At 69.9% G+C, this 14,323-nt stretch carries 18 protein-coding genes and 1 pseudogene; 6 read left to right on the top strand and 13 right to left on the bottom strand.

Annotated elements, in window-relative coordinates; all coding sequences use genetic code 11:
* The coding region (locus tag VGL30_RS07560) for an IS5 family transposase (protein WP_331538454.1) at nucleotides 1–548 on the top strand (548 nt) is incomplete at its 5' end.
* A 13-nt stretch (nucleotides 549–561) separates the two neighbouring features.
* Here the strand turns inward: VGL30_RS07560 and VGL30_RS07555 are convergent.
* From VGL30_RS07555 to nth, 7 genes are all read right to left on the bottom strand, one after another.
* Nucleotides 562–885 carry a phosphoribosyl-ATP diphosphatase gene (locus tag VGL30_RS07555; protein ID WP_331538452.1) on the bottom strand — a complete coding sequence of 108 codons (324 nt, stop codon included), beginning with the start codon at nucleotides 883–885 and terminating at the stop codon, nucleotides 562–564.
* Nucleotides 882–1,652: an imidazole glycerol phosphate synthase subunit HisF gene (gene hisF / locus VGL30_RS07550; protein ID WP_331538450.1), complete on the bottom strand. Its 771-nt coding sequence runs from the start codon at nucleotides 1,650–1,652 to the stop codon at nucleotides 882–884. The genes VGL30_RS07555 and hisF overlap by 4 nt, the downstream gene beginning before the upstream one ends.
* Complete coding sequence (gene hisA, locus VGL30_RS07545) at nucleotides 1,652–2,374, bottom strand: 1-(5-phosphoribosyl)-5-[(5-phosphoribosylamino)methylideneamino]imidazole-4-carboxamide isomerase (RefSeq protein ID WP_331538448.1); 723 nt, start codon at nucleotides 2,372–2,374, stop codon at nucleotides 1,652–1,654. Before hisA ends, hisF begins: the two co-directional genes overlap by 1 nt.
* Nucleotides 2,371–3,006 (bottom strand): imidazole glycerol phosphate synthase subunit HisH, encoded by a 636-nt coding sequence (hisH, locus tag VGL30_RS07540; RefSeq protein WP_331538446.1) that lies wholly within the window; start codon nucleotides 3,004–3,006, stop codon nucleotides 2,371–2,373. The genes hisA and hisH overlap by 4 nt, the downstream gene beginning before the upstream one ends.
* A gap of 9 nt (nucleotides 3,007–3,015) precedes the next feature.
* Nucleotides 3,016–3,606 carry an imidazoleglycerol-phosphate dehydratase HisB gene (hisB, locus tag VGL30_RS07535; protein ID WP_331538444.1) on the bottom strand — a complete coding sequence of 197 codons (591 nt, stop codon included), beginning with the start codon at nucleotides 3,604–3,606 and terminating at the stop codon, nucleotides 3,016–3,018.
* A gap of 4 nt (nucleotides 3,607–3,610) precedes the next feature.
* A complete protein-coding gene (locus VGL30_RS07530; protein ID WP_331538442.1) occupies nucleotides 3,611–4,600 on the bottom strand; it encodes an adenosine kinase in 990 nt (329 codons plus the stop codon).
* 81 nt (nucleotides 4,601–4,681) lie between these two features.
* On the bottom strand, nucleotides 4,682–5,374 hold the full coding sequence (nth, locus tag VGL30_RS07525; protein ID WP_331538440.1) for an endonuclease III: 693 nt from the start codon (nucleotides 5,372–5,374) through the stop codon (nucleotides 4,682–4,684).
* A 54-nt stretch (nucleotides 5,375–5,428) separates the two neighbouring features.
* On the opposite strand from nth, the gene VGL30_RS07520 reads away from it, so the two are divergent.
* Nucleotides 5,429–5,902 (top strand): DUF2244 domain-containing protein, encoded by a 474-nt coding sequence (locus VGL30_RS07520; RefSeq protein WP_331538438.1) that lies wholly within the window; start codon nucleotides 5,429–5,431, stop codon nucleotides 5,900–5,902.
* Between the two features lie 17 nt (nucleotides 5,903–5,919).
* Here the strand turns inward: VGL30_RS07520 and VGL30_RS07515 are convergent, their stop codons facing one another.
* From VGL30_RS07515 to hslV, 5 genes and pseudogenes are all read right to left on the bottom strand, one after another.
* On the bottom strand, nucleotides 5,920–7,401 hold the full coding sequence (locus tag VGL30_RS07515) for a hypothetical protein (protein WP_331538436.1): 1,482 nt from the start codon (nucleotides 7,399–7,401) through the stop codon (nucleotides 5,920–5,922).
* A 117-nt stretch (nucleotides 7,402–7,518) separates the two neighbouring features.
* Nucleotides 7,519–7,647 (bottom strand): annotated as a pseudogene (locus VGL30_RS18795) (patatin-like phospholipase family protein); the annotation flags it as partial.
* Nucleotides 7,648–7,802: 155 nt separating this feature from the next.
* Nucleotides 7,803–8,645, bottom strand: a complete 843-nt coding sequence (locus VGL30_RS07510; RefSeq protein WP_331538434.1) for a hypothetical protein — start codon at nucleotides 8,643–8,645, stop codon at nucleotides 7,803–7,805.
* Nucleotides 8,646–8,661: 16 nt separating this feature from the next.
* On the bottom strand, nucleotides 8,662–9,966 hold the full coding sequence (gene hslU, locus VGL30_RS07505; RefSeq protein WP_331538432.1) for an ATP-dependent protease ATPase subunit HslU: 1,305 nt from the start codon (nucleotides 9,964–9,966) through the stop codon (nucleotides 8,662–8,664).
* A 58-nt stretch (nucleotides 9,967–10,024) separates the two neighbouring features.
* Nucleotides 10,025–10,573, bottom strand: coding sequence for an ATP-dependent protease subunit HslV (gene hslV, locus VGL30_RS07500; protein ID WP_414694965.1), 549 nt, complete (start codon nucleotides 10,571–10,573; stop codon nucleotides 10,025–10,027).
* Between the two features lie 40 nt (nucleotides 10,574–10,613).
* Here hslV and VGL30_RS07495 point away from each other — a divergent pair, with 40 nt between their 5' ends.
* Nucleotides 10,614–11,357, top strand: a complete 744-nt coding sequence (locus tag VGL30_RS07495; protein ID WP_331538427.1) for a molybdopterin-synthase adenylyltransferase MoeB — start codon at nucleotides 10,614–10,616, stop codon at nucleotides 11,355–11,357.
* Here VGL30_RS07495 and VGL30_RS07490 read toward each other — a convergent pair.
* Nucleotides 11,354–12,340, bottom strand: coding sequence for a D-glycerate dehydrogenase (locus tag VGL30_RS07490; protein WP_331538425.1), 987 nt, complete (start codon nucleotides 12,338–12,340; stop codon nucleotides 11,354–11,356). The genes VGL30_RS07495 and VGL30_RS07490 overlap by 4 nt on opposite strands.
* A gap of 178 nt (nucleotides 12,341–12,518) precedes the next feature.
* Between VGL30_RS07490 and VGL30_RS07485 the strand changes: the two genes are divergently transcribed.
* The 3 genes from VGL30_RS07485 to VGL30_RS07475 form a co-directional block, all read left to right on the top strand.
* A complete protein-coding gene (locus VGL30_RS07485) occupies nucleotides 12,519–13,022 on the top strand; it encodes an SH3 domain-containing protein (protein WP_331538423.1) in 504 nt (167 codons plus the stop codon).
* 64 nt (nucleotides 13,023–13,086) lie between these two features.
* A complete protein-coding gene (gene fabA, locus VGL30_RS07480; protein ID WP_331538456.1) occupies nucleotides 13,087–13,602 on the top strand; it encodes a 3-hydroxyacyl-[acyl-carrier-protein] dehydratase FabA in 516 nt (171 codons plus the stop codon).
* A gap of 24 nt (nucleotides 13,603–13,626) precedes the next feature.
* Nucleotides 13,627–14,323: beta-ketoacyl synthase N-terminal-like domain-containing protein (locus VGL30_RS07475; protein WP_331538421.1), on the top strand; the 697-nt coding region annotated here is incomplete at its 3' end.

The following is a 14,323-nucleotide window of genomic DNA, read 5'->3' as shown; positions in this document are numbered from 1 at the left end:
GGCGTCTGGCGAAGACTCTTCGAGCAACTCGCGGCGAGCGGCAGCGTCCCCGAGGAACTCGCCATCGACTCCACCCACATCAAGGTCCACCGCTCGGCGCGGGGGTCCAAAAAAAGGGGGACGCGATCCAAGCGGTCGGTCGCTCGCGGGGCGGCCGTACGAGCAAGATACACGCGCTGGCCGACGATCTCGGCCGGCCGGTCGCCTTCACCCTGACACCCGGCAATATTGCCGACATCAGCGTCGCCAAGGACCTGCTGGAAACCCTGGCGCCCCCCAAGCGACTACTCGCTGACAAGGCCTATGACGCCGACCACCTCAGGGACTGGCTCAAAGCCAGGCGTGTACAGGCCGTCATCCCCTCGAACGCCACCCGGCGCACGCCCTATCCCCTCGACAAGATCGCCTACAAACGCCGCAACCTCGTCGAGCGGATGTTCTGCCGGCTAAAGGACTGGCGACGCATCGCCACCCGATACGACCGCACCGCCAGGAACTTTCTCTCAGCCGTCGCCCTCGCCGCTACCCTCAGCTTCTGGGCCAAATGATTGAGTCACCAACCTAAGGCTTCCGCGCCGCCTTCTCGTCCAGTCCGGAACGTCCCTCGCGCAGCGCCAGCTTCGCGGCCACCTCGTCCAGCGAGACCCCCGCGGCGGCCAGCACCACCAGCCAGTGGTAGATCAGGTCGGCGCTCTCGGACGCCAGGGCGTCGCGGTCGGCGGACACCGCGGCGATCACCGCCTCCACCGCTTCCTCGCCCAGCTTCTTGGCGGCGCGGGCGGGATCGGCCAGCAGCTGGGCGGTGTAGGACGCCGCGGCCGGGGCGCCCTTGCGGCTCTCGATCACCGCGGCCAGCCGGCCCAGGACCTCTGCGAACTCGCTCATGCGGCCTCCGTCAGACGCACCGGCAGGCCGGCTGCATCCATCGCCCGCTTCACCGCGCCGATGCTCACCTCGCCGAAGTGGAAAATCGAGGCCGCAAGCACCGCGTCGGCGCCGGCCTTGGCCGCATCCACCATGTGTGCGGCGCTCCCCGCCCCGCCGCTGGCGATCACCGGCACGCCCACCGCCCCGGTCACGGCCTTGAGCAGCTCCAGGTCATACCCGGTCTTGGCGCCGTCCCGGTCCATCGACGTCAGCAGGATCTCGCCCGCTCCGCAGGCGACCACCTCCTCGGCGTATTTGACCACGTCCAGGCCGGCGCCCTTGCGGCCGCCGTAGATGAACACCTCCCACCCGCCGCCCTCCGCGCGGCGCTTGGCGTCGATCGCCACCACCGTCGCCTGCGCGCCGAAGGCGTCGGCGCAGCGGGTCACCACCCCACGGTCCTCCACCGCCGCGGTGTTGATCGAGATCTTGTCGGCGCCGGCCAGCAGCAGCCGGCGCGCGTCCTCGACGCTGCGGATGCCGCCGCCCACCGAGACCGGCATGAAGCAGACCTCGGCCGTGCGCGCCACCACGTCCAGGATCGCCCCGCGACCCTCGTGGCTGGCGGTGATGTCCAGGAACATCAGCTCGTCGGCCCCGGCCGCGTCATAGGCCGTCGCCTGCTCGACGGGATCGCCGGCGTCGCGCAGGGCCAGGAAGTTGACCCCCTTCACCACCCGCCCGTCCTTCACGTCCAGGCAGGGTATGACCCGCACCCGCAGCATCAGGCGGCCGCCTTCAGCGCTTCGGCGGGGGTGATCGCGCCGGCGTAGAGCGCCCGCCCCAGCACCGCGCCCGCGATGGCCGTCCCCTTGCGGGCTTTCAGCCTGACGATGTCCTCCACCGAGGCCAGGCCGCCCGCGGCGATCACCGGGATCGCCAGCGCGTCGGCGATGGCGCCGAAAACCTCGACGTTGAAGCCCATCAGCGCTCCGTCCCGGTCGATGTCGGTGATGATCAGCGCGCCGACGCCGGCGTCCTCGAACCGCCTGGCGACGGTCACGGCGTCGAGGTCGGAATCCTCCGTCCAGCCCTGCACCGCCACCTTGCCCTTGCGCACGTCGACGCTGACGGCGATCTGCTCCGGGTAGAGCTTGGCGGCGTCGCGCACGATCTGGGGCTCGCGCACCGCCACCGTGCCCAGGATCACCCGGCTGACCCCCGCCTCGATCCAGCGCTCGATCTCGGGCAGCGAGCGCACCCCGCCGCCCAGCTGCACGGGGATCGAGACGGCGCCCAGGATCGCCTCCACCGCCTCGGCGTTGACCGCCTTGCCAGCGACCGCGCCGTTGAGGTCGATGACGTGGATCCAATGGAAACCATCGCTCACAAACCGGTGCGCCTGGTCCGCCGGCGAGGTGTTGAACACCGTCGCGGTGTTCAGGTCGCCGTGCAGCACCCGCACGCACTGGCCGTCCTTCAGGTCGATGGCCGGATAGAGGATCACGGTCGCCACTCCAGGAAATGCGCAAGAAGCGAAAGGCCGGCGGTCTGCGATTTTTCCGGATGGAACTGTACGCCGGCCATGTTGTCCCGCGCCACCGCCGCGGGGAAGCGGCCGCCATGGTCCACCCAGGCGATGACGGTTGCGTCGTCGTCCGGAAAGAAGGCGAAGGAGTGGGTGAAATAGACCGGCGCGCCGTTCGCCAGCCCCGCCACCAGCGGCTGGTCGGCCACGCCTGTCAGCTCGTTCCAGCCCATGTGCGGCACCTTGCGGTCCGGGTTGTCCGGCTGGATGCGCCGCACCTCGCCGCCGATCCAGTCGAGGCCGGGCGTGGCGCCGAACTCCAGGCCGCGGGTGGCCATCAGCTGCATGCCGACGCAGATGCCCAGGAACGGCGCCCCGTGGCCGCGCACCGCCTCGGTCACCGCCTCCAACAGGCCGGGGCGCGCGTGCAGCGCCCGGCGGCAGGCGGCGAAGGCGCCCACGCCCGGCAGCACGATGCGATCGGCGCGCGCGATGGTTTCCGGATCGGCGGTCGTGACGATCCGCGCGGTTTCGCCGGCGGCCTTCACCAGCGCCTTTTCGGCCGAGCGAAGGTTGCCCGACCCATAGTCGATCAGGGCGACGCTCTGCATGGAATGTTCCTAGAGCACGCCCTTGGTGGAGGGGGCCTGGCCGTGGGTCTTGGGGTCGATCTCCACCGCCGTCCGCAGCGCCCGGGCCACCGCCTTGAAGCCGCTCTCGGCGATATGGTGCGAGTTGTCGCCGTAGAGCGTCTCCAGGTGCAGGCACGCGCCCAGGTTCATGGCCAGGGCGTGGTGGAACTCCTTGAACAGCTCGGTGTCCATCTCCCCCACCTTCGGCCGGACGAACTGCACCTTCCAGATCAGATAGGGCCGGTTGGAGAGGTCGATGGCGCAGCGCGTCAGGGTCTCGTCCATCGGGATGTAGGCGTGGCCGAACCGGCGGATGCCCTTGAAGCCGTCCAGCGCCTTGGCGATGGCCTGGCCCAGCACGATGCCGGTGTCCTCCACCGTGTGGTGCATGTCGATGTGCAGGTCGCCGCGGGTCTCGATCTCCACGTCGATGCCGCCGTGCCGGGCGAAGCTCTCCAGCATGTGGTCGAAGAACCCCACCCCGGTGGTCACCTTCGAGGCGCCGGCGCCGTCCAGGTCCACGCGCACGCGGATCTGGGTCTCCTTGGTGTCGCGGACCACCTCCGCCGAGCGCGCCATCGTCCTAAAGTCCCTTCGACGCCGCCAGGTCCTTCAGCGAGACCTGGGGGCGCGGCCCATAGTGCGAGATAACCTCCGCCGCGGCCAGCGAGCCCAGCCGGCCGCAGACCGGCAGCGGGCGGCCCTGCGCCAGGGCGTGCAGGAAACCCGCCGCGTATTGGTCGCCGGCGCCGGTCGTGTCCACGACTTTCTCCACCGGGAAGGCGTCGACCACATGGCTTGCCCCGGCTTGCGCCACCACCGAGCCCCGCTCGCTGCGGGTCACGGCGGCGACCAGCGGCCGGCTGACCAGGGCTGCAAGCGCCTGATCGAAGTCGCTCGTCTCGAACAGCGCGCAAAGCTCGCTCTCATTGGCGAAGACGATGTCCACCTGGGTCTCGACGAACTCCAGCAGCGCTGTCCGGTGTCGCTCCACCACGAAGGCGTCGGAGAGGGTGAGCGCGATCTTCCGCCCGCTGGCCCGCGCCAGCCCCGCCGCCTTGGCGAAGGCCCGCCGCGCCTCGTGCGGGTCGAACAGATAGCCTTCGAGGTAGAGGATCTTGGCGCTCTCGATCAGCGCCGGATCCACGTCGTCCGGCCCGAGCTGCGTCGACGCGCCCAGGAAGGTGCACATGGTCCGCTCGCCGTCCGGCGTCACGTTGATCATCGAGCGCGCCGTCGCCAGGCCGCCGAGGAGCGGGGCGGTGCCGTAAAAGGCGCCGATGGCGCGCATGTCGTGGGCGAACACCTGGCCCAGCTGGTCGTCGGCCACCTTGCCCATGTAGGCGCCGCGGCCGCCGAGGCTCGCCACGCCGGCGATGGTGTTGGCGGCCGAGCCGCCGGACGCTTCCACGGCGCCGGCCATCCGGGAATACAGCGACTCGGCCTGCGCCGGGTCGACCAGCATCATCGCGCCCTTCTCCAGCCCCTCGGCCTGGAGGAAGGCGTCGCTCGCCGGCGCGATCACGTCGACGATGGCGTTGCCGATGGCGGCGACGTCGTAAAGGTCCGGCATGGTTGAGGTTTCCGACTGGCGAGCGGGCTGCCTACAGCCAAACCGCCCGGGGGGCAATGCGCAGCCCCCGTGGCGGGCGCCTCAGGCCATGAACAGCTTTCGCGATGGGCACAGGTCGCTGATCGGACAGGCCTCGCACTTCGGCCGGCGCGCCACGCAGGTGTAGCGCCCGTGCAGAATCAGCCAGTGGTGCGCCCGGGTCAGGAACGGCTGCGGGGTGATGGCCATCAGGTCGGCTTCCACCTGGTCCGGCGTCTTGCCCTGCGACAGGCCCAGCCGGCGCGCCACCCGGAACACGTGGGTGTCGACGGCGATGGCCGGCTCGACGCGCAGCTCGTTCAGCACCACGCTGGCGGTCTTGCGCCCCACGCCCGGCAGCGCCATCAGCGCCTCGCGGTTGAGGGGGACCTGGCCGCCATGCTGCTCCACCAGGATGCGCGACAGCGCGATGACGTTCCTGACCTTGGTGCGGTAGAGGCCGATGGAGGCGATGTAGGGCTTCAGCCCCTCTTCCCCGAGCGCCAGCATCTTCTGCGGCGTGTCGGCCACGGCGAACAGCTTCTCCGTGGCCCTGTTCACCGACTTGTCCGTGGCCTGGGCCGACAGCGCCACCGCCACCACCAGGGTGTAGGGGGTGTCGTACTCCAGCTCGGTGCGCGGATCCTCCTCGATGGCCTTCAGCCGCTCGAAGATGGCTTCTACGCGGGCCTGTTCGGCGAGGTTCAGGCGCCTGCGGGCGGGGATTTTCGGCTTGGCCATGTCGCGGCGGACCATGGCCTTGATCGCGCCGCTTCGCCAAGCCCATGCGCTCGGTTATGCTCGTTCAGGATGAACCCGGCCCTTTACATGGACGCGGTGATCACCCCCAACCGCTCGCTGTCGCCGCGGGGGTTCGTCGTGCTGATCAGCGTGGTGACGGCGCTGAACTGCCTGTCCGCTGCGGTGTTCGTGGCCATGGGCGCCAGCCTGGTGCTGGTGTTCCTGGTGCTGGACGTCGCCGCCGTGGCCGTCGCCTTCATGGCCAGCTTCCGCGCCGCCAGGCAGGTGGAGCGGGTCCAGGTCACCGCCCGCGAAGTCCGCGTCACCCGCGAGACGGCGCGCTGGTCCCAGGTGGTCTGGGAATCCCCCACCGCCTTCACCCGGGTGGCGATGGAGGTGGAGGACGAGCGGGTGGTCGACGTCCGTCTCGCCCTCTCCGGCCGCGACCTGCCGGTGGCCGCCGCCCTGAGCCCACCCGAGCGCGCCGAGTTCGCCAAGGCCCTGCAGAAGGCCATCTCGGTGGCCCGGCGGGAGCGCAGCTGAGGCCCGGCGGCCCGCGCCTAGACGTCGGGCACGATGCGCAGCCGACCGGACGGGCGAGGGAACTTGTCCTGGCCCGTGACGCCTGGGCGGCCATCGGGCGCCGTCGCCGCGACCGTGCGAAAACGCTTCCGGATGGACCCCAGGTCACGGACCGTCACGCGCTTGTAGCTCTGGACTTCGGGCCCATACGCCTTGAGCCATTGGTCGTAGTCCGGCCAGACCCGATCGAGCGCCTCCACGTTGGACTGCAGCTGCTGATAGGCCACGAGCGTGCGGCGCCAGCGGTGTTCGTCGAAGTTGAACGCGCTGCGGATCAGCGTCCCGGCCGCCGTGCCGTAAGACATCAGGGTCCGGGATTTTTCCGGCGGCATGGCGAGGTTCAGCCCGCCCTCGTCCTTGGCGAGCTTGATGTGGACGATCCGCTCCCGCTGCCCCGGCATCGTGCTCAGCAGTTGATCCTGCCAATCCTTCGCCGCGCCGAACACGGCCTGCGCGAAGCCGAATATGCCCTGCACGGGAAGGACGGGGCTGAAGGAGCCCGCCGCCGCGGTCTGGGGCATGCTGACCCGCTCGCGCGGATCGTCGTCGGCCTGCAGGGGATCGAGGCTGAGCGCAAACGTGGGACGCGTCGGAAGCAGGGCGTCGAAGAAGTGGATCGGGAAGTTGCTGCTCAGCCCGCCGTCCGAGAAGACTACGTCCTTCAAAGGAAGTTTCGGCGGACCGGCGTCCTCCGCGAGCGGAGAACGCGCCGCTTCCGGCGCAAGGTCGCGCGCGGCCATCGGCACCGTCTCGATCAGGACCGGGAAGCTGAGGCTCATGCGCACGGCGACCACGACCGGCCAGTCATCCGGTTCGGGCGCCTTGCGGTAGTCCGGGTTTTCCGCCTCCAGAGGGGCCACGTCGCGCTCGGGGGCGTGCACGGAGCGACCTTCCAGATAGGCGCCGACGCCTGGCGGAAACAGCCGCGCCCAGGCCGCGCTCCGGAAGTAGAACTCGCCGCCCAGTCCCGGCAGGACGTGCGGCCGGCGCATCGACAGGTTGGTGGTCATCATCCGCAGGTCGATATTGCGCTCGCCCCGCGCCAGGGCTTCCCCGCTCATCCCGAGCCGCGCCAGGTGACCGAACGTCAGCGGGACGGGGGCGTCTTCGCGCCCGAAGGCGATGAATTGCAGCGAGCGATATATCCAGTCGGTCAGGACCGGCCGGCCGCTGTCGGCCATGCCGCTGCACAGGCCGAAGTTGTGGGCGGGCAGCACACGGAAAACCAGGTGGCGGATGCGGACCGCGAGGGAAGCGACGGCTCCGACCGCTGCGGCGAGGACCAGGCCGGGAGCGTCGCCGCGCCGCAGGCCTGACGAGCCCGCCGCCAGCGCGTCGGCGGCCCCTATCACGATCAGGCCCAGAACCAGCCCCAAGAGGATCGTGGGCCAGAACTGCGCCGCCGCCCGCAGCCAGCGGCTCCAGCGCCTGGTCTGCGACCAGGCCTCGACGGCCTTCATCAACGGCTTCAGCGGCCTGGAGGGCTGAAACAGGCCGTGCAGGATGTCGGGGATCTGGTCGCACCGTTGGGCGAGGCGGACAAAGGCTCCAGGGTCTCCGCCCTGGCGCCCGTATTCCGCGGCTGCGGCGAAAGCGGCCGCTATGGCGCCGGCCGAGGCGCCGCCGATCGAACGGAAACGGTATTCCTGCGCCAGCTCCAGGATGGCGTGGGGATAGACGATGCCGGACGTGATGCCGCCTTTCATGACCAGGTCGCAGACCTTGCCGGGCGCCTTGAACTGATCCGGCTGGTAGGGTGCGTCTGTACCGGGCATGAAGCGTCTCCCCGCAGGAAGCTGCATCGGCAGTGGCCGGGGCGCAATCCAAGGCGGTGGAAAGGGCGGCTCCGATCGCCGCGCGCCTATTTCCTCCGCCGCGCCTCGATCCCCTTCACCAGCACCATCTTGGCCAGGTTCGCGCCGGGGATGACCATGTTCACCGCCTCGGCGCCGATATCCAGCAGGAAGATCGGGTCCAGCGCCTTGCCCATCAGGGCCTCGAAGGTCGAGCCGCCGGTCTTCGCCTCGCCCGTCAGGCCGTCCACCTCCACCACCGCCTCCTTCTCCTGGCGCCGGTAGCGGAAGGCGTAGACCGGCCGGTAGTAGAGCTCGACCGCCTCCACCCGCACCAGCTCCTCGGTGACGGTGTCGGCCTCGATCTTGCCGATGGCGCCGGCCACCACGTCGCGCACCACCACGGACGCCCGCGCCTCCGGCGGCACCAGCACGACCCCTTCGGCGGCGATGGCCGCCAGTTCGTCGGCCGCCACCTCGGCGCTGTCGTACTGCAGATAGGCGGCGAGCTCGGCTTTCAGCGCCTTGGTCAGGCCGTCGTAGAACACCTCGCGCCGGCCCTCCTCACGGCAGGCCTCCAGGCCGGTCACCAGGATCTGCCCGCCCGCGACGGGCAGGGCTGCGCCGCCCACCGTCACGCTGCGCACGGCCTCGGCCACCTTCACCGGGTAGGTCCGCGTCCGCTGATAGGCGCAGACCGAGGTCGCCACGCAGCGCCAGAACGGCTGCAGCCGCCGCTCGCGGTAGACCACCGCGAAGTCCTCGTCCTTCGGCTTGGCCAGCAGCCCCGCCATCTTCGACAGCGCCCCGAAGGCGTCGGTGCGCCGGGCCCAGGCGCGGCCCTCGGCCTCCTCCTGGGAAATCCGCGAGCGGATGCGGAAGACCCGCTCCTCGGTCAGCTCCACCTGCATGGGCCGAGCTTACACGTCAGAGGATGAAGCGCGACAGGTCGCTGTTCTTGGCGAGTTCGCCCACCCGGTCGTGCACATAGGCCGCGTCCACCGTCACCGTCTCGCCGCTGCGGTCGGCGGCGTTGAAGCTGACCTCCTCCAGCACCTTCTCCAGCACGGTCTGCAGGCGCCGGGCGCCGATGTTCTCCACCGCGCCGTTGACGGTCACCGCCGCGTCGGCCACCGCGTCGATGGCCTCGGGGGTGAATTCCAGCGTCACGCCCTCGGTGGCCAGCAGCGCCTGGTGCTGGCGGATCAGGTTGGCCTCCGGCTCCACCAGGATGCGGCGCAGGTCGTCGCGGGTCAGGGCCTTCAGCTCCACCCGGATCGGCAGCCGGCCCTGCAGCTCCGGCAGCAGGTCCGAGGGCTTGGCCACGTGGAAGGCGCCCGAGGCGATGAACAGGATGTGGTCGGTCTTCACCGGCCCATACTTCGTGGAGACCGTGGTCCCCTCGATCAACGGCAGCAGGTCGCGCTGCACCCCCTCGCGGCTCACGTCCGCCCCGGCGCGGTCGGAGCGGCTGGCGACCTTGTCGATCTCGTCCAGGAAGACGATCCCCTGGTTCTCCGCCAGGTCCAGCGCCTCCTGGGTCAGGGCCTCCTGATCCAGGAGCTTGTCGCTCTCCTCGGCCAGCAGCGGCGCGTAAGCCCCGGCGACCGTGGTCTTGTGCACCTTGGTCCGGCCGCCGAACGCCTTGCCAAACATGTCGCCCAGGTTGAGCATCCCCACCGAGGCGCCCGGCTGGCCGGGAATCTCGAAGCCCTGCAGCGGCGACGAGGTGTCGGCCAGCGTCAGCTCCACCTCCTTGTCGTCCAGCTCCCCGGCGCGCAGCTTCCTGCGGAAGGATTCCCGCGCCGCGGTGGAGCCGGGGCCGGTGAGCGCGTCCAGGATGCGCTCCTCGGCGGCCGCCTCGGCCTTGGCGCGGACGGTGGCCCGGCGCTTGTCGCGCACCATGGCGATGGCGCTCTCCACCAGGTCGCGGACGATCTGGTCCACGTCGCGGCCCACATAGCCCACCTCGGTGAACTTGGTGGCCTCCACCTTCAGGAACGGCGCCTGGGCGAGCTTGGCCAGCCGCCGGGCGATCTCGGTCTTGCCCACGCCCGTCGGGCCGATCATCAGGATGTTCTTCGGCGTCACCTCGTCGCGCAGGTCGTCCGGCACACGCCGCCGCCGCCAGCGGTTGCGCAGGGCCACGGCCACGGCGCGCTTGGCCGCCTGGTGGCCGACGATGAAGCGGTCGAGCTCGGAGACGATCTCGCGGGGGGAAAACTCGGTCATTCGGTCCTGAAACCTGGAGGGGGGCGGCGGCGCGTCGTCCGAAGGACGGTCGAGGGCGCTACAGGACCTCAACCGTCAGTTCCCTGTTGGTGTAGACGCAGATGTCCGCGGCGATGGCCATGGCCTTTCTGGCCACTTCCTCGGCGGTGAGGTCGAACTCCATCAGGGCGCGGGCCGCGGCCAGGGCGTAGTTGCCGCCGGACCCGATGGCGGCCACGCCGCTCTCCGGCTCCAGTACGTCGCCCACGCCGGTCACGGTGTAGATGGCGGACTTGTCGGCCACGATCAGCATGGCCTCCAGGCGTCGCAGGTAGCGGTCCGTCCGCCAGTCCTTGGCCAGGTCCACGCAGGCCCGGGCGAGCTGCTCCGGGTACTGCTCCAGCTTGGCCTCCAGCCGCTCGATCAGGGTGAAGGCGTCGGCGGTGGCGCCGGCGAAGCCCGCCAGCACCTTGCCCTCGGCCAGGCGGCGCACCTTGCGCGCATTGCCCTTGACGACGGTCTGGCCCATGGACACCTGGCCGTCGCCGGCGATGACGGTGCGATCCCCCTTGCGCACGGCGAGGATGGTGGTCCCATGCCAATCTGGGAAGGTGGCGGTCGTGGACATGGCCGCGACATGGCGAGGGGCAGGTGCAAGGTCAAGCCGCATGACGTTTTCCGACGCCGAGGTCGAACGCTACGCCCGCCATCTGGTCCTGCGCGAGATCGGCGGCCCCGGGCAGCAGGCGCTGAAGGCGGCCAGCGTCCTGGTGGTGGGCGCGGGCGGCCTGGGCGCGCCGGCCTGCCTCTACCTGGCCGCGGCCGGCGTCGGCCGCATCGTGCTGGTCGACCCCGACGTGGTGGACCGCTCCAACCTGCAGCGCCAGGTGCTCTATGCCGAGGCCGACATCGGCCGGCCGAAGGTGGAGGTGGCGGCCCGCCGCCTGGCCGGCCTCAATCCCCACGTCGTCGTCGAGCCGGTGCAGGCGCGCCTGGAGCCCGCCAACGCCGCCGGGCTGGTCCGCCCGGTCGACCTGGTGCTCGACGGCACCGACGACTTCGCCACCCGCTTCGCCATCAACGCCGCCTGCGTCGCCGAGGGCAAGACGCTGGTCTCCGGCGCCATCGGCCGCTGGACCGGCCATGTCGGCGTCTTCGCCGGCAAGCCGTGCTACCGCTGCCTGGTCCCCGAGACCCCGCCCGACGCCGAGACCTGTTCGGCGGTCGGCGTGCTGGGGGCGCTGGCCGGGGTCATCGGCTCGATGATGGCGGTGGAGACGGTGAAGCTCGTCGCCTGCGCCGGCGAGCCGCTCACCGGCCGCCTGCTGGTCTACGACGCCCTGGCGGCGGAAACCCGGACGGTGCGGGTCGGGGCGGACCCGAAGTGCGAGGTGTGCGGGGAGGCGTCCTAGACCATCGACGGGATCACCCGGTCCGGCGGCCTGTGCCCGTCCATCCAGGTCTTGATGTTGATGATCACCTTTTCGCCCATGTCGATGCGCCCCTCGACCGTGGCGGAGCCCATGTGCGGCAGCAGCACCACGTTGGGCAGCTTCAGCAGCCTGGGGTTCACCGCCGGCTCGAACTCGAACACGTCCAGCCCCGCGCCCGCCAGCGCGCCGCCGGTCAGCATGTCCGCCAGCGCGCTCTCGTTGATGATCTCGCCGCGGGCGGTGTTCACGATCACCGCATGCGGCTGCATCAGCTTCAGCCGCCGGGCCGACAGCAGGTGGTAGGTGGCCGGCGTGTGCGGGCAATTGACCGAGATGATGTCCATCCGGGCCAGCATCTGGTCGAGGCTTTCCCAGTAGGTCGCCTCCAGTTCGTCGGAGATGCGCGGGCTGACCGGCTTTCGGTTGTGGTAGTGGATCTGCAGGCCGAAGGCCTTGGCGCGGCGCGCTACCGCCTGGCCGATGCGGCCCATGCCGATGATCCCCAGCCGCTTGCCGGTGATCCGGTGGCCCATCATCCAGGTGGGGGTCCAGCCCGCGAAATCGCCCGCCTGGGTGACGTTGGCGCCTTCGACGATCCGTCGCGCCACGGCCATGATCAACGCCATGGTGAGGTCGGCGGTGTCTTCGGTCAGCACGCCCGGCGTATTGGTCACCGTGATGCCGCGCGCGTTGGCGGCGGCCACGTCGACGTGGTCGATGCCGGCGCCGAAATTGGCGATCAGCTTCAGCTTCGGCCCGGCCTTTTCCAGCAGCGTCGCGTCGATCTTGTCGGTAATGGTCGGCGCGAGCACGTCGGCCCGCCCGACCGCTTCCGACAGCTGGGCGCGCGACATCGGCTCGTCGGTGAGGTTGAGCTCGGTGTCGAACAGCTCGCGCATCCGCGTCTCCACCGGATCGGGGAGTTTTCGCGTGACGATGACTTTCGGCTTGCGGGCGGCCATATCTGCCTTGAGATAGAGGGGTGTGACTTGAGATTGCGGGCGTGAAGAGGGCGCGTTTCCTGGCGCCGCTTCACCGGCGCTTACCTGTTGCTAGAACCTCTAGCAAAGGCGTCTGGGACGGCCAAGCGAGGCGCGGCGATTGGTGAGGGCGAGGCGGGGTTTGCTGAAAACGGCGGCGTTGGGCCTGTTGGCGGCCGGGAGCCTCGTGTCCGGCGCCTGGGCGGGGGAAAAGGCGGCGGAGCGACAGACCCCTTCGGGCATGCCGGTGCCGCGCTATGTCTCGCTGAAATTCGACAAGGTCAACGCCCGCGCCGGGCCGGGCGACGACCACAGGCTGCTCTTCGTCTACCGGGTGCGCGGCCTTCCGCTGCAGGTGATCGCCGAGACGTCCGAGTGGCGCCGGGTCTGCGATCCGGAAGGAACGCTCGCGTGGATCCACAAGCGGGTCACCGATGGTCGGCGCACGACGATCAACATGCGGTCCCAGCCGGTGGCCCTGCTGAAACGGCCGAAGGACGGCTTCAAGGCGGTGGCCTATCTGAACTCCCGTTCGCTGGCCGCGTTGGACCGCTGCGACAAGGGTTGGTGCAAGGTGAAGGCCGACCGCGCTTCGGGCTGGGTGCGGGAAGGCGTACTCTGGGGCACCACCGATGCGCCGCAGTGTCGGCAGGGTGGCTCATGAGGCCGCCATTGAGCGTCGGGTGCGGCTCTGCTACGGCCAATGCCCCAGGAATTCGAGACTGCAGATGACCGAACCCAAGGCCAAGGACCACTACAGCTTCGAAGAGCTGATGACCTGCGCCCGCGGCGAGATGTACGGACCGGGCAACGCCCAGCTGCCGGCGCCGCCGATGCTGCTGTTCGACCGCATCACCAAGATCAACGCCGACGGCGGGGCCCATGGCCTGGGCTATATCGAGGCCGAATTCGATATCCATCCGGGCCTGTGGTTCTTCGACTGCCACTTCATCGGCGATCCGGTGATGCCCGGCAGCCTCGGCCTCGACGCGCTTTGGCAACTGGTCGGCTTCTACCTGGGCTGGATCGGCGGCAAGGGCAGCGGCCGCGCGCTCGGCTGCGGCGAAGTAAGGTTCGGCGGCGAGGTGACGCCGGCGATTAAAAAAGTCACGTACAAGGTCGATATGAAGCGCGTCATAAATCGACGCCTGGTGCTGGGCATCGGTGACGGGGTTTTGGAAGCCGACGGAAACCCCATCTATACGACCAAGGATCTCCGCGTCGGGCTCTCTCAGCGGACCTAAGAGCCGCGAATTCGGAAGGAAATCATGCGCCGCGTCGTCGTCACGGGGATGGGTATCGTCTCCTCGATCGGAAATAACGCGGCCGAGGTGCTGGCCTCGCTGCGCGAGGCCCGTTCGGGCGTGGTCGCCGCGCCGGAATACGCCGAGCTCGGCTTCCGCTGCCAGGTGCACGCCCCGCCGCAGCTCGACTGGGAGTCCATGGTCGACCGGCGCGCCGCGCGGTTCCTGGCCCAGGGCACAGCCTTCGGCCACATCGCCATGGAGCAGGCGATCGCCGACAGCGGCCTGGACGAATCCGAGGTCTCCAACGAGCGCACCGGCCTGATCGTCGGCTCCGGCGGCCCCTCGACCCGGGCCATCGTCGAGGCCGCCGAGATCACCCGCACCAAGGGCCCCAAGCGGGTCGGCCCGTTCGCGGTGCCCAAGGCGATGAGCTCGGGCGCGAGCGCCGTGCTGGCCACCTGGTTCAAGATCAAGGGCCTGAATTTCTCGATCTCCTCGGCCTGCGCCACCTCCGCCCACTGCATCGGGGTGGGCTACGAGCAGATTCTGATGGGCAAACAGGACATCGTCTTCGCCGGCGGCGTCGAGGAGCTGGACTGGACCTTGAGCGTCATGTTCGACGCCATGGGCGCCATGAGTTCGAACTTCAACGCAACCCCGGCCGTGGCGTCCCGAGCCTATGACAAGGACCGCGACGGCTTCGTGATCGCCGGCGGCG

It is taken from the genome of Phenylobacterium sp., from assembly GCF_036502675.1.
In the GTDB taxonomy this organism is placed as follows: domain Bacteria; phylum Pseudomonadota; class Alphaproteobacteria; order Caulobacterales; family Caulobacteraceae; genus Phenylobacterium.
The sequence above is the reverse complement of the archived record's forward strand: the minus strand, read 5'-3'. Positions and strand labels throughout refer to the sequence as shown.